Annotated in this window: 17 protein-coding genes and 3 pseudogenes; 11 read left to right on the plus strand and 9 right to left on the minus strand. The window is 70.0% G+C overall.

Annotated features, from left to right (window positions below; genetic code table 11):
- Window positions 1-40: 40 nt before the first annotated feature.
- Entirely contained in the window at window positions 41-3,208 is a 3,168-nt protein-coding gene (locus ACFVW8_RS22905) for a discoidin domain-containing protein (RefSeq protein ID WP_389692828.1), read from the minus strand.
- A gap of 379 nt (window positions 3,209-3,587) precedes the next feature.
- Between ACFVW8_RS22905 and ACFVW8_RS22910 the strand changes: the two genes are divergently transcribed.
- Window positions 3,588-4,019 carry a VOC family protein gene (locus ACFVW8_RS22910; protein WP_389692830.1) on the plus strand — a complete coding sequence of 144 codons (432 nt, stop codon included), beginning with the start codon at window positions 3,588-3,590 and terminating at the stop codon, window positions 4,017-4,019.
- A 69-nt stretch (window positions 4,020-4,088) separates the two neighbouring features.
- On the opposite strand, the pseudogene ACFVW8_RS22915 reads toward ACFVW8_RS22910, so the two are convergent.
- The 4 genes and pseudogenes from ACFVW8_RS22915 to ACFVW8_RS22930 all read right to left on the minus strand — a co-directional run.
- A pseudogene (locus ACFVW8_RS22915) lies at window positions 4,089-4,715 on the minus strand (transposase); the annotation flags it as partial.
- A pseudogene (locus tag ACFVW8_RS22920) lies at window positions 4,716-4,995 on the minus strand (NAD-dependent epimerase/dehydratase family protein); the annotation flags it as partial.
- Between the two features lie 202 nt (window positions 4,996-5,197).
- Entirely contained in the window at window positions 5,198-6,115 is a 918-nt protein-coding gene (locus tag ACFVW8_RS22925; RefSeq protein WP_389692832.1) for an NADP-dependent oxidoreductase, read from the minus strand.
- 460 nt (window positions 6,116-6,575) lie between these two features.
- The gene (locus ACFVW8_RS22930; protein WP_389692834.1) at window positions 6,576-7,301 is read right to left on the minus strand and encodes a VOC family protein; all 726 of its coding nucleotides are present in this window, start codon (window positions 7,299-7,301) and stop codon (window positions 6,576-6,578) included.
- Window positions 7,302-7,448: 147 nt separating this feature from the next.
- Between ACFVW8_RS22930 and ACFVW8_RS22935 the strand changes: the two are divergent.
- Window positions 7,449-7,687, plus strand: a pseudogene (locus tag ACFVW8_RS22935) (SCO0607 family lipoprotein); the annotation flags it as partial.
- Window positions 7,688-7,803: 116 nt separating this feature from the next.
- Here ACFVW8_RS22935 and ACFVW8_RS22940 read toward each other — a convergent pair.
- Both ACFVW8_RS22940 and ACFVW8_RS22945 read right to left on the minus strand, forming a co-directional pair.
- Window positions 7,804-9,441, minus strand: coding sequence for an MFS transporter (locus tag ACFVW8_RS22940; RefSeq protein ID WP_389692836.1), 1,638 nt, complete (start codon window positions 9,439-9,441; stop codon window positions 7,804-7,806).
- Window positions 9,442-9,805: 364 nt separating this feature from the next.
- Window positions 9,806-10,582 (minus strand): IclR family transcriptional regulator, encoded by a 777-nt coding sequence (locus ACFVW8_RS22945; RefSeq protein WP_389692838.1) that lies wholly within the window; start codon window positions 10,580-10,582, stop codon window positions 9,806-9,808.
- Window positions 10,583-10,682: 100 nt separating this feature from the next.
- On the opposite strand from ACFVW8_RS22945, the gene ACFVW8_RS22950 reads away from it, so the two are divergent.
- The 5 genes from ACFVW8_RS22950 (at window position 10,683) to ACFVW8_RS22970 (ending at window position 15,773) form a co-directional block, all read left to right on the plus strand.
- Window positions 10,683-11,852: a cupin domain-containing protein gene (locus tag ACFVW8_RS22950; RefSeq protein WP_389692840.1), complete on the plus strand. Its 1,170-nt coding sequence runs from the start codon at window positions 10,683-10,685 to the stop codon at window positions 11,850-11,852.
- Window positions 11,849-12,697: a fumarylacetoacetate hydrolase family protein gene (locus ACFVW8_RS22955; protein ID WP_389692842.1), complete on the plus strand. Its 849-nt coding sequence runs from the start codon at window positions 11,849-11,851 to the stop codon at window positions 12,695-12,697. Before ACFVW8_RS22950 ends, ACFVW8_RS22955 begins: the two co-directional genes overlap by 4 nt.
- Window positions 12,697-13,404: a maleylpyruvate isomerase family mycothiol-dependent enzyme gene (locus tag ACFVW8_RS22960; RefSeq protein WP_389692844.1), complete on the plus strand. Its 708-nt coding sequence runs from the start codon at window positions 12,697-12,699 to the stop codon at window positions 13,402-13,404. Before ACFVW8_RS22955 ends, ACFVW8_RS22960 begins: the two co-directional genes overlap by 1 nt.
- Window positions 13,405-13,578: 174 nt before the next feature.
- Window positions 13,579-14,946 (plus strand): FAD-dependent oxidoreductase, encoded by a 1,368-nt coding sequence (locus ACFVW8_RS22965; protein WP_389692846.1) that lies wholly within the window; start codon window positions 13,579-13,581, stop codon window positions 14,944-14,946.
- A 218-nt stretch (window positions 14,947-15,164) separates the two neighbouring features.
- The gene (locus tag ACFVW8_RS22970) at window positions 15,165-15,773 is read left to right on the plus strand and encodes a TetR/AcrR family transcriptional regulator (protein ID WP_389692848.1); all 609 of its coding nucleotides are present in this window, start codon (window positions 15,165-15,167) and stop codon (window positions 15,771-15,773) included.
- Between the two features lie 18 nt (window positions 15,774-15,791).
- Here the strand turns inward: ACFVW8_RS22970 and ACFVW8_RS22975 are convergent, their stop codons facing one another.
- Both ACFVW8_RS22975 and ACFVW8_RS22980 read right to left on the minus strand, forming a co-directional pair.
- Window positions 15,792-16,025 carry a hypothetical protein gene (locus ACFVW8_RS22975; protein ID WP_389692849.1) on the minus strand — a complete coding sequence of 78 codons (234 nt, stop codon included), beginning with the start codon at window positions 16,023-16,025 and terminating at the stop codon, window positions 15,792-15,794.
- A gap of 92 nt (window positions 16,026-16,117) precedes the next feature.
- Complete coding sequence (locus ACFVW8_RS22980) at window positions 16,118-16,684, minus strand: hypothetical protein (protein ID WP_389692851.1); 567 nt, start codon at window positions 16,682-16,684, stop codon at window positions 16,118-16,120.
- A 142-nt stretch (window positions 16,685-16,826) separates the two neighbouring features.
- Between ACFVW8_RS22980 and ACFVW8_RS22985 the strand changes: the two genes are divergently transcribed.
- From ACFVW8_RS22985 to ACFVW8_RS23000, 4 genes are all read left to right on the plus strand, one after another.
- Complete coding sequence (locus ACFVW8_RS22985) at window positions 16,827-17,801, plus strand: phosphotriesterase (RefSeq protein WP_389692853.1); 975 nt, start codon at window positions 16,827-16,829, stop codon at window positions 17,799-17,801.
- A 61-nt stretch (window positions 17,802-17,862) separates the two neighbouring features.
- Window positions 17,863-18,807, plus strand: coding sequence for a phosphotriesterase (locus ACFVW8_RS22990; protein ID WP_389692885.1), 945 nt, complete (start codon window positions 17,863-17,865; stop codon window positions 18,805-18,807).
- Window positions 18,808-18,818: 11 nt separating this feature from the next.
- The gene (locus ACFVW8_RS22995; protein ID WP_389692855.1) at window positions 18,819-19,931 is read left to right on the plus strand and encodes an FAD-dependent oxidoreductase; all 1,113 of its coding nucleotides are present in this window, start codon (window positions 18,819-18,821) and stop codon (window positions 19,929-19,931) included.
- A gap of 4 nt (window positions 19,932-19,935) precedes the next feature.
- Window positions 19,936-20,859: an alpha/beta hydrolase gene (locus tag ACFVW8_RS23000; RefSeq protein WP_389692857.1), complete on the plus strand. Its 924-nt coding sequence runs from the start codon at window positions 19,936-19,938 to the stop codon at window positions 20,857-20,859.
- Window positions 20,860-20,869: the final 10 nt, after the last annotated feature.

Consider the following 20,869-nt stretch of genomic DNA (forward strand, 5'->3'; position numbering starts at 1 on the left):
CCTCTGCTGTGCCCGGCGCGGTGTGGGGGATGCTGTGGTTCTACTCGGGGATCACGGACAGCGTCCTGAGCCGTGCGTGCCCGTGGCTCCAGCCCGACACGTCGAGCGCCACATAGCGGGCGGTGGTGCGGGCCGGGAGACTGCCGGTGGCGCCGCGGGTCCGCAGGGTTCCCGCCGACCGGTAGGTCACGCCGTCGGTGCTGAACCGGACCGTCGCCCGGGGCACCCTGCCCCCGGTCCACTCCGCGAGAACCCGCTCGACCGGGAGCGCCGAGCCGAGGTCCACGACCATCCGGGCACGGTCGGCTCCCGGCGTCCATGACGTCTTCGTGCTGCCGTCCACCGCGGCGGCGGGATCCGACATCCCAGTGGGGAAGGGGCCGTTGGGGAAGGTGTCGCAGCCCAGCGCGGCGTCGGCGAGCGGATGGGCGACCGTGCCCCGTACCGCGACCTCGACGGTCCTGCCCCGGCGCAGCCGGACCTTCGCACTCCGGCCGTTGGGCGCGGTGACGACCAGATCGCACGCCGGTCCGGTGAGGCGCAGTGTGGCGCCGTCGAGCACCTCCACCCGGACGCCCGGCGGGACCTCCCTGCCCGACGTCGAGCGGAGGGTGAAGCGCGCCGCGGCGATGCTTGCGGTCGCCCCGCCCAGCTCGGCGGCGAAGTCCGTACCGGTGTCGGTCACGGTCTGCGATCCGGCGTAGAGGTGCAGGCCGGAACCCTGCCCGGGTACGGACACCACGGTGGTCACGGGATCGGCCGAGAGATTGAACAGGCTGAGGTGCCCGCCGGCGGTGCTGGCACGGACGGCGGAACTCGCCGCCTGCGGCGCCTTCATGGACGCTGCCGCCCGCACCGTCGCGGGATCGCCGGACGGATGGCCCTCCACGGTCAGCGCCTCGGCCGGTCCGTCGGACAGCACCACGACATCGCCGTAGACGGCGAGCGGATTGTCCGCGCCCCTGACCACCAGTCCGGCCCTGCCGTCCACGGAGAGCCAGCCGCCGCGACTGGTGAGATCCGCCTCGGGGAACCGGGTCAGCTCCGTCCACTTCTCCCCGTCGTCGGAGCCCTGCACCCGGTACACGGACCCGGCCGCGGACTCCCAGGACAGGGTCAGGTGGTCGAACGGCGTGGTGCTGCCGAGGTCCACGCTCAACCAGCTGTCCTGCCGGTTCCGTTCATCGACGGAGACGGCCCAGCGGGTCGCTTCGTCACCGTCCACCGCGCGGTCCGGTCCCTTGTCCGGGGCCGCCGACGAAGCGGTGGCGACGCGGCCGTTTGCGAGATCGGCGCCGTCGGCGCCGTCACGGACGGCGAACGTGTACACCGAGTACCCGTACTGCGGATGGCCGGAGATCCCCTGCATCCGGACGTGACGGTAGGAGGCCCGGGGGAGCGTCAGTGTGTCGACGCGCGGCCCGGGCCCGGCCGAGGTGTTGCCGCTGTCCGCGGAATCGACCCGGGCCGATCCCTCGGCCGCGGTGTATGTGCGCCCGCCGTCCAGACCCGCGAGTCCCGGCATGGTCAGGTTGTGGACCTGCAGGTGCCCCTCGCCGGCTGCCGTACCGCTGGTGGCGTAGACGACCGCGCCGGACGGCAGGGTGGTGAACCCGGCGAAGCCGGAGTCGAGTTCGAGAACGGTGGCCGTCGCGTCGAGGCCGTCCCGTATCTTCCGGTACGTCGTGACCGAACGGTGCAGCACTTTGCTGCCGGAGGAGGGCAGGAACATCGGGGTGTTGCCGCTCAGCGCGAACAGCCAGTCGTCATGGGCCGGCTGCCAGGCGAACTTGACGAAGCCCGGCTTGCTCACCGAGGCCGCCCAGGCGGCGGAGGTCTGCTGGACCACCAGGCCCGGACCGTCGGAGAAGTCCTTCACTCCCTCCGCCCGCTCGAAGAACTCCTGGCCGGACAGCGGCTGCACGACGCCGCCGTGCGCCGCGCGCCACTTGTGCAGCAGATAGCTGATGGCGATCTCGGCCCGGGCCTCCGGCTCGTACTTCGCCTCGCCGGAGAACTTGGCGAGCCGGTACACCGGGGCATAGGCCTGGTAGGGCTCCAGCCGCTCCGCCATCGCCGCCTCCGCCCATGCGGCACCGCGGTCACCGGTCACCTGTGCCAAAAAGGCCAGCGGAATGACATCGCGTCCGTAGAGGTGTTCGCGGTCCGCCACCATCGGCATCAGCGGCTCGCCCGAATCGCTCATGACCATCCGGAGGGTGCGCCACAGCGGCGTCGCGTTCGGCTGCGCGGTCAGGACCTGAGGCATCGGCCGGCCGGCGGTGATGAAGTGTGCCGCGTTGCGTCCGGAGGTGCGCCAGAGCTCCGCCTGGTAGTGGGGCCCGAAGGAGTTGTGGTTCTCGACGATGAACGAGTCGTAGAGGTTCGTCGCGGTATTGGCGTTCACGGGCACGCCGTCGACCAGGGCCGGATTGGCGAGGTCCGCTGCGGGGAGGCCCGCTTCGTTCCGGCTCCAGCGGCCGAAGGCCGCCGACCAGTCGGCATGGCCGGGGTCGGCGGTGGCCCAGGCGAGGCCGGGCGCCAGTGACTGCGCGTAGACGCCCATTTCCTCCAGCTTCGTATCGCCGACATGACCCCCCTTGAGACCGTTGGGCGTCCAGTCACCGGACGCCGGGTCGTCATCGGTACCCAGCGCCGTGGTGTAGCGGGCCTGTTCCGCGACGATCGTGTCGACGTTCTTCCGGGTCCCGGCGTCCAGCTTCTCCCAGAGCAGCTTGGCCGCGAGCACGAAGTACAACTGGAATGTGGTGTCGAAGAACAGCGTGCGCCCCCACTCCTTGCCGCCGGTGAGGCGGTTCGAGGCGGCGAAGTGCTTGATGGTGGCCAGTGTGCGGGTCAGGAGAGCGTCCTTGGCGATCCCGGCACGCTCGGAGTCGTAATCACCGTGGGTCAGCAGAACAGCGTTGCCGAGTACCACCGCGAAGCCGAAATCCTTGGCCGTGTAATGGCCGAGGGCGGAGTCCCACTGTGTCTCCGCCCAACGGGTGTGCGTCAGCAGAACCTGGTAGTAGGTGTCCGCGACACTGTCCCGGTCCGGGGCGGCGGGGTGGCGGCCGGTGTCGGCCGTGGATGTCCCGGCAGCTGCTGACTCACCCGCGAAGGGAAGCGGACTGGCAACCAAGAAGCTTGCCACACCGGCAAGTTGGATGAACCTACGCCGGTCGTAGCGGCTCGGATCGCTTGACATGGAGGACCCTTCGAGAGTTGACAACGTTGTCAGATTTTCGGCCATCCTTTCCCCCGGCCCGATGCCCGTCAAGGGCTGTCGGTGTCCGCGCTGCCGCAGGAGGGGGCACGAGGCCCTCTCCAGCGACGGCACGGACGCCGACACGAGCCTGCCGGCCGCGCGGATTCCGGGTCGGCGGATCAGACCTGATAAGGGCTGTCCCGTAACTGATCTTCGGCACGCAGCTACGCGCCAGGGTTGCGTCGTTCGCGTGACCTGTTCGGTTTGATCACCTGATATCCGATCCGGGCCAGGTTTCGTCGGGGTTGGGCCGATATCTCGACGGCATGGGGATCCACCTGGGGAAAGCGCAGCAGAGCACCCTTGGTACGGTGCGCCGATGTCAACGATCAAGCAGTTTCAAGTGACCTTCGACTGCGCTGAACCTGCGCGCCTCGCCGCCTTCTGGTGTGAGGTGCTGGGGTACGTCGTACCGGCGGTCCCGGAGGGTTTTGCCACGTGGGAGGAGTACCACCGCTCGCTGCCGCCCGAGGACGAGATCTACTTCGCGTGTACTGATCCCTCGGGTGTGGCCCCGCGCCTGCTCTTCCAGCGAGTTCCCGAAGGCAAGGTCGTCAAGAACCGGGTGCATCTCTGTGTGCGGGCCGGCGCCGGGCTCGTGGGTGACGAGCGCCTGGCCACACTCGAGGCTGAATGCGCACGGCTGATGGCGCTCGGCGCGAAGCACGTGCTGACGCAGCGCGCCGATGGCGTCAACGAGTCGTGCATCACGATGCAGGACATCGAGGGCAACGAGTTCTGCCTCGACTGAGTCTCCTCCGGGACTGCGAGGTGGGGAGCTGTCTTCCCTGGACCCTCTCAGGTCCGCATGCGGCGGGGGTTATCCCGTGAGGGCGAGGTTGTGCAGGTGGGCGACGCCGTGCATTGCGTGGCGCACGCCGTCGCCTCTCAGGCGGCAGTCGCGCAGGATCCTCCAGGTCTTCATACGGGCGAAGGCATGCTCGACGCGGGCGCGGACCTGCTTGTGGGAATTGTTGTGGGCCTGTTTCCAGTGGGGGAGATCCTCTCCCTTGCGGCGGCGGTGCGGCATCAGGAGCCCGGTTCCTGGGTAGCCGCCATCGGCGATGGTCATCGTGTTGCCGACTGCGGCCTTGGCGCCGGACTCCGCCCAGGCCCGGCAGTCGTTGCGATTGCCCGGCAGCGGCAGGCCGACCACCACGACCAGGCGGGTGTCGGCGTCGATGACTACCTGGTGGTCGGTGGAGTAGCGGGAGTTCTTCGGCTGCTCGGCGACCTTGTGGTCCCGGGTGGGCACCAGGGTGCCGTCCACGATCAGCACCGCGTCCTTGGCGAACCGCTGGCGGGGATGCAGTGCGAGCCTCGGGCCGATGTCGCCGGTCACCCGGTCTGCGGCCGACTTCGGCACCGCGAACAGCGGGGCCAGTTGCCGCATCGTCAAGTTCGTTCGCCAGTACGCGGTGACCAGCGGCACCCGGTCCTCCAGCGACCGGGCGCGGCTGTTGTCGGAGAGCAGCCGCTCCACCTCACCGCCGCTGGTCCGCAGCCGGCCGGGTCCGCGACCACCCCGGCGTCCCGGCCCGAGGCGGTGATCAGTGCGGCCGCCAGGTCACCGACGGAGATCTCGCGGCCGGTGCCGAGGTTGACGGATTCGCCCAGGGCCCGGCCGCAGTCCGCCATGGCGAGGAAGCCCGCCGCCATGTCCGTGACGTAGGTGAAGTCACGGGTCGGGTCAGCGAGCCGAGCCTGACCGTTGTGGCGCCGGAGTGTGGTCGGACAGTCTCCGGTTTTCGCCTGATGGCGAAGCCGCGGGTCCTGTCTGGCGTTCAGCGCCGGCTGGCGGTTCCATGGCCGCCGCACTCGCGACCGGCTCGTCCGCATGCCTGATGCGCAAGGCGCCCGCCCGCCGGCTGGGACGCTGTGCCGACGGGCGTGCTGCCCGCACAACGGCGGGCCCGGGGCGGCCGACGGCTACGGCCGGAGCACGATCTTTCCGTGGGTGTGCTGCCTTTCCAGCTCGCGGAACGCGTCCTGCACCTGCTCCAGCGGGAAGGTGCCGGCGATCGGCACTTCGAGCTCCCCGCGCGCGGCAAGCCGGGCCAGTTGGCCGAGCACGACCGCACACGCGGCCGCACCCTCTCCGTAGGTTCCCGCTCCGACTCCGGCCGCTGCCTGCCAGTCGCGGATCGTGTTGATCCGTTCGGGCCGGACACCCAACTCCACGGCCAGCTCCACGTAGCCGTCCCCGAACGTGTCGATGAACGCGTCGACGCTCCCGCCGGAGGCCTGCCGGATCCGGTCGGCCACACCCTCCCCGTACGTGACCGGGACGACGCCCCGGTCCTTCAGCCAGGCGTGGTTCCGCTCGCTCGCCAGCCCGATCACCGTGGCGCCGCGCCGCCTCCCGAGCTGCACGGCAAGAGACCCGACGCCGCCCGCCGCCCCGGACACGACGACCGTGTCGGCCGGCCCGGGGTCCACAGCGAACACGGTCGCGTACGCGGTCGTGCCGGCCACGTACAACGACCCCGCCACGTCCCAGGGCAGTCCCTGGGGAAGGGAGACCACGTTCACGTCGTCGACGACGACGAACTGCGCGTGGCTGGCCCTTCGATGGGTGAAGCCCAGCACCTCGTCGCCCACCGCGAAGCCTCGCACGTGCGCACCGGTCTCCACCACGACGCCGGCCAGGTCGCTGCCCTGCCCGGAGGGGAACGTAGCCGGCCAGCGTTCGTGCAGGCCGCCCGCGCGGATATGCGTCTCGCCGGGCTGGATCCCGGCTGCGCGGACCTCGACCAGCAACTGCCCCGGGCCGGGCCCGGGGCGCTCGACGTCCTCCACCCGCAGCACATCGATCCCGCCGTACTCGTGGAACCGCACCGCCTTCATCGCGTGATCACCGCTCTTCCTCGTTCGTGCAAGGGCATGGACGTTCACTCGCCGGAGTGCTGTACACCGGCCGTGGCATCGCACCCAACCGCACTGGTGCGGAGGGATATTCCCGGAGAGGCAGGATGAGACCTCCGCCGCTCCGGTGCGACGAGCAGGACCCTGGCCGGGAACTGCCCCCGCTTGTCAATGGCGTCCTGGACGCCGTCGGCCGGTTGCGCCGAACTATCAACCGGCAGCGCGGAGTTGCAGACGTTTCGCCGGGGAAGCAGGTCGAAGTCGTCGACGTACGGCGGTCCGCGATCCATCGCGGTATTCAGGCACGACCGGCACGACCGGCACGACCGGCACGACCGGCACGACCGGCACGTGCAGAGGCGGCGAGTGTCCTGCCGGATCGGGAACCGAGTGAACGGCGCCGGTCCCCTACAGGGCGGTCCCTGTACGCCGGTCCCTACACCTATCCGGGCGTCAGCACACAGAACTCGTTGCCGTCGGGATCGAGCATCGCGACTCGGTGTTCATCGCCGCCGCCTGAGCCGATTCGAGACGCCCCGAGGGAAAGCAGACGCTCGATCTCCGCCTGCCGATCGCCGTGGACAGGCGGGGCGAGTTCGAAGTGCAGCCGGTTTCTGCCCGTCCTCGGCATCAGCGGGGGACCACCCCACGTGATCTTCGGACCACCGTGCGGTGAGCGGATCGCGGTCTCCTGGTCCTGATCCCAGACCAGTGGCCATCCCAGCGCCTTGCTCCAGAAGTACCCGACCTCTTGCGAGCCGTCGCAGGCCAGCGCTCCGATGAAGCCGCATTCGGCAAGGAAGCTGTTGCCGGGCTCGATGACGCAGAACTCGTTGCCCTCGGGGTCGGCGAGCACCACGTGCCCGTCTTCGGGGCGTTGGCCGACGTCGATGTGCTGTGCGCCGAGCCCCACCCCCCTGGCCACGGTCTGTTGCTGGTCCTCCGGAGACGTACTCGTCAGGTCGAAGTGCAGCCGGTTCTGGCCGGTCTTCTCTGCCTGGCTTTGCACAAACCGGATCCGGAACCCGGTGTCATCGATCGGCAGGATCTCGGCCGCATCCCCATCCGGAACGCCGGCCGGCGCCCAGCCGAGGAGCCCGGACCAGAACTGTGCGAGGCGCAGCGGCCGGCTCGCATCGAAGCAGACCGCGAACAGTTGAGAGGTCATTACCCGTGCGACTCCGATTCGTTGGAAGGCCCGCCGGCGGCTCGTGAACCGGCAGCCTAGGGCAGACCCAGTGACACCCGCCACGTAGATTCCGGCAGCACGACGCCATGTGGGGGCCGGGGTCCGACTGCGCGGCGCGCGTCGCCGGCGTTCGTCGTCACCGGCTGCTCGATGGAGGACGCGAGCTGCGGCGGCGGTGAGTATCCGGTGCTGAAGGCGGGTTCCACCGGCAGTGCCTGCGTCCCCAAGGGCGATGCGCCCCGGTGGGCTACACGCACTATCCGGAGGGCAAGGTGCCCGAGCACGTGGACGACAAGTGGGACGTCTACTGGCAGAGTCACACCGTCGGCAGGAGCGGAAAGACCGTCGAGGCTCCGGAGGAGTGAGCGGGACTGTCGATTCGGATCAGGACCCGGGTCCTCAGGCGGAACGGGCGGGCCGCGAAGCCACGGGGCCAGGCGTCCGGAAGGTGCTGGAGACCCGGCCCGATCGGAGCGCCTGACTACCTCGCGGCGATTTCCGGCGCGCCGCCCCGCTCGGTGGCGGACGACTCGGCCGCCGGGGGCTGGGCGGGGGAGCGGTGGGGCCGGAGGCCGATCATGCCGACCGAGGTCAGGACCGCGGCCACGGCAGCGGCTGCGCCGCAGATCAGGAAGGCGTTGCTGAAGCCGCTGCCCAGAGCGTCGAGGGCGAGGTCGTGCGCCGCCGACCCCGGGGTGCCGGGCGGCAGGCTGTTCACGGCGATCGGCCCTCCCTCCGCGGCGATCCCGCGTGCGGCCCCGAGGTGTTCCGCCGGAAGCCCCGCCCCGCCGAGGCCGGAGGAGAACGCCGTCGCCGCCTTGCTCAGGGCTACCGCGCCGACGACGACCGGGCCCAGCGCGAAGCCGAGGTCGCGGAGCATGTTGGTCGTGGCGCTCGCCATGCCGGCCAACTGCGGGGGCACGCTGTCCAGCGCGACGGCCGTCACCGAGCTGACGCACAGCGCGAAGCCGATGCCGATCAGCAGGTCGGGTACGACGAAGGCGCTCAGGTCGAGGTCGGTGACATCAAGCCGGGTGCACAGCAGGCAGCCGACGGCCATGAGGACGAAGCCCGAAGTCAGCAGCCAGGCAGGGGAGATCCGGTGCAGCAGCCGTGAGACGACCGGGATCAGGACGAACGCGGGCCCCTGGAGCAGCAGGAACGGTACGGCGACGCGCAGCGGGTCCTGGTGCTGAATCGGGCCGAGCCACATGCTCGTGGCGAAGCACGCGCCCAGGAACGCCAGCATGCCGATCACTGCGACGACGGACGACACCGTGAAGGCCCGGTTCCTGAACAGCGTCAGGTCGAAGATCGGGGATTCGGCGCCTACTTCGACCAGGACGAAGCCTGCGAGGAAGCAGAGGCCGAGCATGCCGGCCAGGATGACGGGGAGGGTCGTCCACCCCGCCTCGGGCCCTTCGACGGCGGCGTACAGCACCAGGATGAGACCGATCGCGAAGGTGATCTGGCCCGGGACGTCGAACTCGCGCCCCTTGGCCGACTTGGACTCCGACGTCAGCGAAAGGGTGAGCACCATGCTCAGCAGAGCGAGCGCGACGAGCACCCAGAAGGAGCCTCGCCAGGAGCCGACCTTGGCGAACGCCCCGCCCAGGAGAGGGGAGAGGGCCGCGCCGGCGGACAGGAACCCGCTCCACAGCGCGACGGCATGGGCCCGTTCCCGGGAGTTGCGCGTGACGGACGCGAGCATGGTGAGTGATCCGGGGAACAGGGCGCCGGCGCCCAGGCCGTTGATCGCGGCACCGACCCAGAGGACGTGCACGCTGGGGGCGACCGCGGCCACGGCGCTCCCGATGACGATGAGGGCAGCGCCCGCGGTGATCAGCTTCTTCCGGCCGAGACGGTCGCCGAGCACGCCGAAGGTGAACTCGAAGCAGACCACGGCGATCATGAAGGCCGAGGTGATCCAGGTCAGTTGTGAGCCGTGGGTGTTCAAGTCCTCCTGGAAGAGGCCGTTGAGGGAGGCCGGCAGTGCGTTGGCGACCTGCGCCACGAACACCGCGCAGCTGGTGGCAGCCAGCGTTCCCGCGTAGCCCGGCTTCCGGGCGGCCCCCGCGGTTGGGCCCTGGGACGTCGCTGTCCCGTTGTTGAGCGTCATTGCTTCTCCCTGGCTGGGAAGGGTGAATGCCCCGCCGTCGGCTGGGACGGGCTCCGGCCGACTGCCGGAGCGAGGGGGAGAGGAGGAGTGGGGGGCGGTGAGGGCTGGGGTCGCTCACCGTTCACGCCGGGACCTCGGCCCGGGCACGCCGACGGGGTTCTTGTCGAGCGCTGCGGGTCTGTCGGGTAGGGACCGGTGGAGCGAACTGGTGCCGTGCCCGAGGTGGAGGGGGTAAGGCATGACTCGCATCCGGCGCGTTGACGTGGAGAATGTCACTTTGCTTTACGACGTGTCAATGAAATGTTCGCGACTTAAGGTAAATACTCAACACGTAAGGTGCGGTGTCCGGTCAGGTCGGGCCGGATCAGTACGCCGCGGCCAGGTCTGTCTCCACCGCGCGCGCTGCGGCGCTGAGGGTCGCGACGAGCGACCGGAGCGAGCGGGAGTCGTAGCGCACGCTGGGCATCGACACCGACAGGCCCGCCTGAGCCGTCCCTTCCCGGTCGCGGACCGGCACCCCCACGGCGACGAGCCCGCGCTCGGAACGCTCCTGGTTCACGGCGAACCCGTTACGGGCGACGCGGTCCAGCTCGACCCGCAGGTGCGTGAGGTCCGGGCGGTCCGCGGGCCGGTCCCGGTAGCGGGCAGCGGAGTAGATCTCCGCCAGCTCGTCGTCGCCGAGCTCCGAGAGCAGGAGCAAGCCGGCGGTCGTGCGGTGCGCCGAGAACACCATTCCCTCCCGCGAGCCCACCCGCAGCGCCTGCCCGCTCTCGACGCTGGCGATGAACCGCGCCGTGTCCCCGGTACGGATCGTGAGGTTCGCCGTCTCGTCCAGCAGACCGACCAGCCGGTGCAGGTGGGGCAGTGAGACCGCTCGCAGCCGGGACACCTGCGACTGCGAATGCGCGGCCAGTTCGAGGACGGGGCCCGCCCGGTAGACCCGGTTCTCGTCCCTTACCGCGAAGTCCCGGTAGACGAGCATCGCCAGGAGCCGGTGGGCGGTGGAGCGGGCGACCCCGAGCCGCTCGGCGATCTGCGAGACGGTCGCCGAGCCCTCCAGCTGGAGCATGGTCGCCGCCCTCAGGGCATGGTCAACGCTCGCGACGGGGTACGGGGGCGGCGTCTTGAGCGGCTTGTCCACGGTGCCTCCCGGCGCGGTCTCGGGCCTGGTGTTCCGGCTGCGTGTTCTGCTCTCCAGAATCTACATGTCCGCAGTCCGAACCTGGCGCACGCTGTGGTCCGTGACTCAGTCCTCCCTCACCCAAGACATCGCTACGGGCTCCCCCGTCCGTCTGCGGGCTGTTTCCGCAGTGGGCCAGCCCGACGTCACCCCGGCGCTCGAAGAGCTGTACCGGGGCTTCGAACAGGAACTCCTCGTCCCGCTGTGGACCGAGATCGGCGACCTGATGCCGACGCATCCGCACTCACGCGCCGTCCCGCACGTATGGCGCTGGGAACAGCTTCGGGCGCTCGCGGCGCGGGCCGGCGAGATCGTCCCGGTCGGCCGCGGCGGTGAGCGCCGCGCCATCGCACTGGCCAATCCCTCGCTGGGAGGCAGGCCGTTCGCCACACCCACGTTGTGGGCCGCCATCCAGTACCTCATGCCCGGGGAGGACGCACCGGAGCACCGCCACACCCAGCACGCGTTCCGGTTCGTCGTCGAGGGGGAGGGCGTGTGGACGGTCGTCGGCGGTGACCCGGTGGCCATGAGGCGTGGCGACTTCCTGCCGCAGGCCGGGTGGAACATGCACGCGCACCACAACGCCACCACCGAGCCGATGGCGTGGATCGACGGTCTCGACATCCCGTTCCAGTACGCCAACGAGACCCAGTTCTTCGAGTTCGGCCGCGACGCGGTCAGCGAGGCCGAGCGCACCACCCCTGACCGTTCGCGCGCCGAACGCCTCTGGGGACATCCCGGTCTGCGTCCGGTCTCGGCCGCCGCCCCCGGCGTCGGCTCGCCCCTGCCGGCGTACCGCTGGGAGCACACCGACCGTGCCCTCGGCGACCAACTGGCCCTGGAGACAGAGGGCTTCGCCGGCACGGTCGAGCCCGGCCACGCCGCCGTCCGGTTCACCGACCCGGCCACCGGCGCCGACGTGCTGCCCACCATCCGCGCCGAGATGCACCGCGTCGCGCGCGGCGCCGAGACCGCCCCGGTACGTGAGACCGGTTCGTCGGTCTACCAGGTCTTCGACGGTTCCGGCACCGTCACCGTCGGCGAGAAGTCGTGGTCCGTGACGCGTGGCGACCTGTTCGTCGTCCCGTCCTGGCAGCCGCTGTCCGTGCGCTCCGAGGCGGACTCCTCCGACTCGGACTCCGGCGCCCTGGACCTGTTCCGCTTCAGCGACTCCCCGATCTTCGAGGCGCTCCGGCTCAACCGCACCCACGTGGAAGGAACCACCCGATGAAACTCGCCACTCTCCGCACAGGCACCACCACCAGGGCCGTCCGGATCGACGGCGACGTCCTGGTCGATCTCGGCGCCACCGACGTCGGGACCCTGCTGGGCCAGGACGACTGGTCCGAGCGCGCGGCCGCCGCCACCGCCGGCGACGCCAGGACGTACGGCGCCGACGGCGCCGAGTACGCGCCCGTGGTCCCGCAGCCCTCGAAAGTGGTCTGCGTCGGACTCAACTACCGCAACCACATCAAGGAGATGGGCCGGGAGCTGCCCGAGCACCCGACTCTGTTCGCCAAGTTCGCCGATGCGCTGATCGGTGCCGGGGACGACATCGTCCGGCCGGACGAGACGCACCAGTTCGACTGGGAGGTGGAGCTCGCGGTGGTCGTCGGCAAGCGGGTGCGCCGCGCCCGGGGCGAGGCGGCCGAGCAGGCCATCGCCGGGTTCACCGTGCTCAACGACATCACGTGCCGGGACTGGCAGTTCCGTACCCGCGAGTGGCTGCAGGGCAAGATGTGGGACTCCACCACGCCTGTCGGCCCCTGGCTGGTCACCCCCGACGAGCTGCCGGGCGGCGTCCGCCCCGCGCTCGGTGTCCGGCTGACCGTGGACGGTGAGGTGATGCAGTCCGACTCCACGGCCGATCTGCTCTTCGACCCGGTCGCGCTTGTGGAGTACGTCTCGACGATCACGCGCCTCAACCCCGGTGACATCATCGCCACCGGTACCCCCGGCGGTGTCGGGCACGCCCGCAAGCCGGGGCGTTACCTGGTCGGCGGCGAGACGGTCGTCGCCGAGATCGACGGCCTCGGACGCCTGGAGAACCGTGTCGTCAAGGAGAAGTCCGCCTGATGGACCGTACCTTCGAGGACGCTCGCAGCTGGGCACAGCTCGGCACCACCCTGTTCGTGCAGGCGGCAGATCTCGCCGACGCGGAGCTGGACGCACCCAGCGCACTTCCCGGCTGGACCCGTAAGCATCTGGTCGCGCATATCGCAGCCAACGCCGACGCCCTGGGCAACCTCGTCCACTGGGCTGCCACCGGCCGTCGCACCCCGATGTACTCCTCACCCGAGGAGCGCGCCGCCGGTATCGAACGGGGGGCCGCGATGCCGGCAGCGGAACTGACGGGATGGCTCCGCCGCTCCGCGGAGGAGCTGACGGCGGCGACGGCATCCCTCAGCGACGAGCAGTGGCGATCCCCGGTCGTGACGGCACAGGGCCGCACCGTGCCCGCCACCGAACTGCCCTGGATGCGCTCCCGTGAGGTGTGCGTCCACGCGATCGACCTGGGTACCGGCCTGACCTTCGCCGACCTGCCGGCCGGCTTCCTCGCCGCGCTCTGTGACGACGTGATGGCCAAGCGGACCAAGGAGCGCGGCCCGGCGCTGCTTCTGGAGGAGACCGACACGGGGGCCGTCCGGAAGCTCGCCGGGGAGGGCGGCCCGACCGGGATCGCCGGTCCCCTCCACGAGATCACGGCCTATCTCACCGGGCGCACGCACACCCTCACCACCCCCGGCGCCGGACCGGCGCCTGCCCTGCCCCGCTGGCTCTGAGCGCCCGACGGGACCGGAACCGGCTGTGGACGGCCTCCGACGGCTGCCCACAGCCGCCCGGCCGGCCCCCGAAGCTCCCGCCGTCCGGCCGTGCGACGGACTCCCGCCACGTGGTGACTCCACCAGGCAACGGCTCCCGCCGGTCGACGACTCCTGCGATTCGAGGAAGACACGATGAACCCTGCGATCCCCGTGCCACCCGAGGTACCGCCCGCCGGTGGCGAACCCGACGTGATCATCGTCGGAGGCGGCATCGGCGGCCTGAGCTCCGCCTTCGCCCTTTCCCGGCAGGGGATGCGCGTACGCGTTCTCGAACGGGCCAAGGAATTCGGCGAGGTCGGAGCCGGCATCCAGATCGCGCCCAACTGCACCCGCATCCTCGCCGAGTACGGCCTCCTCGACGAAGCCAAGGAGCTGGGGGTGCTGCCGGAGAACATGGTGATGCGCGATGCCCTGGACTCCCGCGAGCTCACCCGGCTCGACCTGCGCGACCTGGAGCGGCGCTACGGATTCCCGTACATGGTGATCCACCGCAGCGACCTGCACGGAATCTTCCTGCGCGCCTGTCAGCGGTCCGGTGTGGAGCTGCTGACGGATCAGACGGTGGTCGACTACGAGCACACCGACGACGGCGCCCGGATCCGCCTGGAGAACGGCCGGTCCGAGGAGGCGCCGGTGGTCATCGCCGCCGACGGGCTGCACTCCGTGGCCCGGCGGAAACTGGTCGGCGACGAGGTGGTCAGCTCCGACTACGTCGCCTATCGCGCAGCCGTCCCGATCGGCACGGTGCGCGACAACGGCGTCGCGGAGAAGGACGTCACCGTGTACGTCGGCCCGCGCTGCCACTTCGTGCAGTACGCCCTGCGCGGCGGCGACATGTTCAACCAGGTCGCCGTGTTCGAGTCGCCGAAGGCGCTGGCCGGTAAGAACGACTGGGGTACGCCCGACGAACTGGACGCCGCCTTCGCCGCCACCTGCGACACCGTGCGCAAGGGCATTCCACTGATGTGGCGGGACCGGTGGTGGCAGATGCTCGACCGGGACCCGGTCGAGACGTGGGTGCACGGCCGGATCGCGCTGCTCGGCGACGCCGCCCATCCGCCGCTGCAGTACATGGCGCAGGGCGCGATCATGGCGATCGAGGACGGCTGGGTCTTCGCCCAGCACGTCGCCCGCCAGTCCGGCCGGGCCGCCGGAGCGCCGGACTGGGACGCCGTGCTCGCCTCCTATGAGGCCGTCCGCGTCGAGCACTGCCGCCGGGTGCAGTCCACCGCCCGTGCGTGGGGCCACCTCTGGCACCTGGACGGCGAGAAGCGGCTGCAACGCAACGAGATCATGCGCGGCAGGGACGCCGACGACTACGCCTTCACCGACTGGGTGTACGGCCCCACCGCGCTGGACCCCGACGAGGAACCCGCGATGTTCACGCCGATCCCGCTCTCCTCGGCCCGGCTCGGGGGTGCAAACGCGGCGGGAGCGCCCGCACCGGCCGGCATCGGGGGCTCGGGCACCGATGCTGGTGCGGGAGGTGTCGTGAAGTGACCGAAGCCTTCCTGTACACGGCGGTCGGCCCCCCTCGGCGGGTTCAACGGAGCGCCGGCCGGTGTCCGCCCCGCCGGCCTGCTCGTGTGAACGCCGGTCCCGCAGGCCACCAGGGTCTGCGGGACACATTGGCTTACGAACTGTAAGGGATCAGTGCTGGGTGTATCGCAAGAAGTCGGCATGTGTACTCGGCGTACAGCGACGCGTAGGATCCAGGCATGGCGAACCTTCGTGAGGCACAGAAGCAGATGACACGCCGTCTGCTGCTGGAGTCGGGGCTGGAACTGTTCAAGGCGAAGGGATACGCCACCACCACGGTCGATGACATCGCGACCGCGGCGGGCACCACGCGAGTGACCTTCTACGCGTACTTCTCCTCCCGCAGCGAGCTGATGAAGGCACTCATCGACGAGCAGCTCAACGCGGTGCTGCAGCGCGTCCGCTCGCCCGAGCACGGTTCCACCGCCCAGGACCTCGTCGCCACCGTCTGCGACGGCACCCCCGAGGGGATCATGGCGTGGCTGCGGCGGACCACCGAAAGCTGGCCGGCCATCTACCCGATCATCCGTCTCGGCCGTGATGCCGCGGTGATCGAGCCGGAGCTCACCGACCTGGTCGAGCGCTGGATGGAGGAGGCCATCGGCGACATCGAGGACGGACTCACTGCGGCGGGGCGGTTCGAGTCCCATCAGCGCCACTTCCGGGGCGTTCTCGCGATGGCACAGCTCGACTTCGTCGCCCAGAACTGGCACCGCGTCGACTGGAAGCTCACGCATGAGCAGATGATCGAGGAGCTCGGTGCCAGCTGGGTGGCACTGCTCACCTGACCCGGCCCGGTTCGCGCGTCAGAGGCACGCGGCGGCGTCGAACAGCGGTGCCCGGAGCCACTCGATGAAGTGCCGGTCGGCCAGTCCGGGGTTCCGGGCCATGTCGATCCCCAGCCCGGGGAGCGGGAAGGGGAACTCCTCGATCCGCAGATCAGAGCGCTTCCGCATGGCGGCGGCGATCTGGTGGCGCAGGAGCGCGACGCCGCCGGCGCGTGCGACCAGGTAAGGCACGAGCAGGAAGTCGGAGATCAACAGACCGGTGCGGTAGGCGATTCCCTCTTCCTCGAGCAGCGAATACGGGAAGACCCGCCGGTCGGTGTCGACGACAACGTGCGGCTGCGTGGTCAGGAGGTCGCGGGCGCTCGACTCCGGTGGCGTGTCGGGTGCCGGCGGAATGTCGGCGCGCGCCTCGACATCGAAGATGACGCGGCGGCGACGGCCCCTTCCGCCAGATCGGTGACACCGACCTGGGAGCACCAGCTGTAGAGCTCGCCGGTGATCGGGAAGCTCTCGCTCGTACGCCGGTTCATCGGACCGATGACCTGCATGGCGGCCTGTGCCCAGCGGAGCATGTTGTCGCGCACCTGGCCCGTGAAGCCGATCAGGTCCGCGACGACCTCCGGCGGGAACGCCCGGGCGAGGGCGTCGATCGCCTCGAAGGGGCCCCTCTCGACGAGCTCCGCGACCAAAGCGTCCGCCTTCGCCTCGATCCGCCCCTTCGCGCCCCGCAGCGCACGCGGCGAAAGGTTCTCGGTGAGCGTGGCGCGCAGTTGGGTGTCCACCGGCGGATCGGACGCGAGCGAGGTGCCTGCCGGCGCCGTGTTGGTCATCGGGTTGAAGACGATCGAGGCCGAGGAGAACGACTCCCAGTCGGCGAGCGCGTCACGGACGACGTCGTACCGCGTCAGCACGTGCACATCGCGTGTTCAGGCAACTGTCAGACCAGTATTTTTTCTTGATGTTCGTTTCATTGACGTCATGTAAACCGAATGGCTAGTGTGACTGCAGCCACAGGGTGCTTTGCGCACCCCACCCCGACACGTGAGGGCAGGCATGAGCGTCAAGAGCAACACCGTGCATACCGTTCTGGGGCCGGTGCCGACCGAGAAACTGGGCGTCGTCTCGGTGCACGAGGCACTGCTGTCAGTGCTCCCGGGCGCCGAGTACGCCTTCGACATCACCATCGACCGCGCGGAGATCTTCGAGACCCTCGCGGCGAAGCTGAAGGACTTCCGAACCCACGGCGGCGGCACGATCGTCGACAGCACCGGCATGTTCCACGGCCGGGACGTCCGGCTGTACGAGGCGCTCTCCCGCGCGACCGGCGTGCACATCGTCGCGTCCACGGGGCAGGGCCCCGAGGAACTGCTCGGCGGCTACTTCCTCACCCCGCAGACCAACCCGCCGACCCCGTGGCCGGCCGAGAAGTTCGCCGACCTCTTCACCAAGGAGGTCGCCGAGGGCATGGTGGTCCCGCGCGTGGAGCGACGCGGCGCCGCCGGCCTGATCGCCACCGCCGCGACCAGCGAGGGCATGACCGCCACCGACGAGAGTCTGTTCCGCGGCGCCGCCCGGACCGCCCTGGGCACCGGTGTCGCCGTCTCCGTCCGCTACGGAGCCGACGCCGTCCACGACCTCGACGTCCTCCTGGACGAGAAGTTGCCGGCCGAGCGCGTCGCCGTCGGCGGACTCGACCGCAGGAACGCCGTCGACGCCGGTGCGCCGATGGAGATCGCCCGCCGCGGCGCCTACGTCGCGCTGGACCACGCCGGAACGCAGGACGAGACGCACATCGGCGATGCCGAGCGCGCCGCTCTGACCGCCGACCTCGTGCGGGCCGGCTTCGGCGACAGGATCCTGCTGTCGAGCAGCGCGACCGGGGTGGCCAAGGGGCACTCCGGCAACGACCTGCCGTACAGCTACGTCCTGACCACCTTCGTCCCGCTCCTCACGGCACAGGGGCTCAGCGCCGAGGAGGTCCGGCGGATTCTCGTGGACAACCCGCGCGACCTGCTGTCGGTGCGCTGACCGCGCGACATCGAACGACCAACCCGTTCCGACTTTCCTGAAGGTGAATGCTTTGTCGAGAGTGAACACCGTCCTGGGACCTGTCCCGGCCGAGGAGCTGGGTCTCGTGGCCGTCCACGAACATGTCGGCTACGGCATGCCGGGCTCCGAGCTGGACACGAAGTGGTGGAAGACCCCGGAGCAGCGGTACGACGAGACCGTCCCGAAGCTGCGCCGGTTCCACGAGTACGGCGGCGGCACGTTCGTCGACGCGACCGGAATCTGCAACGGCCGTGACGTCGACTACTACAAGTCGCTGTCCGCGAAGACGGGCGTCCACATCGTCGCCTGCACCGGCTTCGTCGGTGGCGACACAGCCCTGCCGTTCTTCGCCGGGGCCAGTGTCGAGTACCTGACCAGTCAGTTCGTCCACGAGATCACCGTCGGCATCGGCAACACCGGCAGCCTCGCCGGTGTCATCAAGGTCGGGGTGAGCCGCGGCGGCCGAATGACGGACCTGGACAAGCGGATCTACCGCGCCGCGGCCCGGGCCTCGCTGGCCACCGGTGTGCCGATCCTGACCCACCTCGCGATCGACGCCGAGAACGCCATCGCGATCTTCACCGAAGAGGGACTCCCGCTGCACCGGGTCCTGTTCGGGCACGTCGACGACGGCGTGAACGCCGACAGGACACGTGATGTCTGGATCGCGGAACAGGGCGGCCGCATCGGCTTCGACACCTTCGGCTACGAGACCGAGCTGCCGGACCCGCCGTTCTGGGCACGCCCCCGCAAGGAGCGCCTCGACCACTTCCTCCGTTTCATCGGCGAAGGCCGGCTCACGCAGGTCCTGGCCTCCGCCGACGCCAACTGCAGCCCGCTGGGCTGGCCGGGCGTGAAGGGCCACACCGTCAACTACATCTTCGAGGACCTCATCCCGGACCTCCGTGACGCCGGTCTCGACGAGGCCACGATCAAGACGATCTTCGTCGACAACCCCGCCGACTTCCTGACCATCCAGAAGTAGAGAGAACCGCTATGCAGCCCTCAGACCTGAAGAACCTGAAGATCGCCATTGTGGGAGCGGGGTACGGCGGCGCTGCGGCGGCCAAGGCGCTGAGCCTGCTCGGCGCGGACGTCAACGTCTACGAGCAGGCGAACCAGATCCGGGAGGCCGGCGCCGGCATCGGGCTGCGGCCCTCCACCATGAACCGGTTCCGTGAATGGGGCATCTTCGACGCGATCGCGAAGGTGAGCTCGCCGAGCGAACTCTTCGAAATCCTCACGCCCACCGGCGAGCCGATCATGAAAGAGGAGTGGCCGGTCTCCGGTGAGCAGACCCACACCCACCTCATCCACCGCGGGGACTTCATCGACGCTCTCCTGAGCGTGCTCCCCGAGGGCATGGTGCACCTCGGCCACAAGCTGGAGAGCGTCCAGGACAAGGGCGACACCTCCGTCCTGACCTTCGCCAACGGCAAGACCGTCGAGGCCGACCTGGTCATCGGCGCCGACGGCATCAAGTCCGTGGTCCGCGGGCTGTTCAGCGACAAGGGCCCGGTCTTCTCCGGCGAGCACGCCTACCGCGCTGTCATCTCCGTCGACGACGCCTACGGAATGGTCGTCGACGACAACCTGCGGATGTACATCGGCCGGGGAACGAAGATCTATCTGCTGCCGCTGCGCCACCGCAACCAGGTGTCGTTCGACATCACCGCCCTGTGCCCGGACGGCACCTGGGTGCCGGAGGTCAGCAAGGAGGAACTCCTGGCGACGGTGGGGGGCTTCGACGAGCGCCTCGTGAACATCACGCGCGACCTCGACATGGCCACCGTGAACATCCGCGCCGTCTACGACATCGACTCGATCGACACGTGGCACTCGGGCTCCGTCGTGCTGATGGGCGACGCGGCCCACTCGATGCTGCACCACCAGGGCCAGGGTGCGAACTCCGCGGTCGAGGACGCCGGCGCGCTCGCCGACGCCCTGCGGGAGTCCGCCTCCGTGAAGGGGGCACTGGCCCTGTTCCAGGCCACCCGCAAGCCCGTGACCGACAAGCTGCAGGCGATCTCGCGTCAGAGCTGGGGGGCCGAGGGCGAGATCGACGAGGTCTTCCCCGGGCAGAAGCCCACCGCCGCTGCGAAGGACTGAAACCATGACGCTGCATCCCGAGATCGCCAAGTTCGTCGCCGGTCTGCCGGCCCCGTCCGAGGGCCCGCTCGACCCGGTCGCCATGCGCGCCGGGGACGAAACGCATGTCACCCCCTTCGACAATCGTCTGCCGCTCCACGCGGTCCAGGACGTGACCGCACGCACGGCGTCCGGCGAGGTACCGGTGCGGGTCTACACACCGGTGGAGGCCGACAGCTACGGCGTGCTCGTCTACTTCCACGGCGGCGCGTTCTTCCTCGGCAGCCTGGAGACGCACGACCACATCGCACGTTCGCTGGCGAAGGAGACCGGGCTCAAGGTCGTCTCCGCCGGCTACCGCCTGGCACCCGAGGCAGCCTTCCCGGCCGGTCTCGACGACTGCTACGGGGTGGTGCGCTGGGTCGCCGAGGAAAGCGGAAGCCTTGCCTGGGACGGCACGACCCTCGCCATTGCCGGCGACAGCTCCGGCGGCAACTTCGCCGCCGCGGTCGCGGCCAGGGCCCACGACGACGACTTTCGCCGGATCACCCACCAGGTGCTCTACTACCCCTCGCTGGACCTGGACTTCGACGTCGACCGCTACGCCTCGCTGCGGGACAACGCCGTGGGCTACGGCCTGGAGACGGCCGGTCTGAAGCCCTTCAACGCCTTCTACGTCAACAGCGGCGCCGATGCCGCGGACCCGCTCGTCTCGCCGGTCAGGCGGGCCGACCTCAGCGGACTGCCGCCGGCCCTGGTCGTCACGGGGGAGCACGACCCGCTGCGCGACGAGGGCGAGCTCTACGGCAAGCGGCTGCGCGAGGCCGGCGTGGCGGCGACGGTGAGCCGCTACGAGGGCGCGGGCCACGGATTCGTCCAGCACTTCTCCTGGATCCCGGAGTACCACCAGGTCTTCGCGCAGACGCGCGACTTCCTCACCCGGCGCTGACTCCGGCCGA

It is taken from the genome of Streptomyces sp. NPDC058221 (assembly GCF_042882365.1).
Classification (GTDB): domain Bacteria; phylum Actinomycetota; class Actinomycetes; order Streptomycetales; family Streptomycetaceae; genus Streptomyces.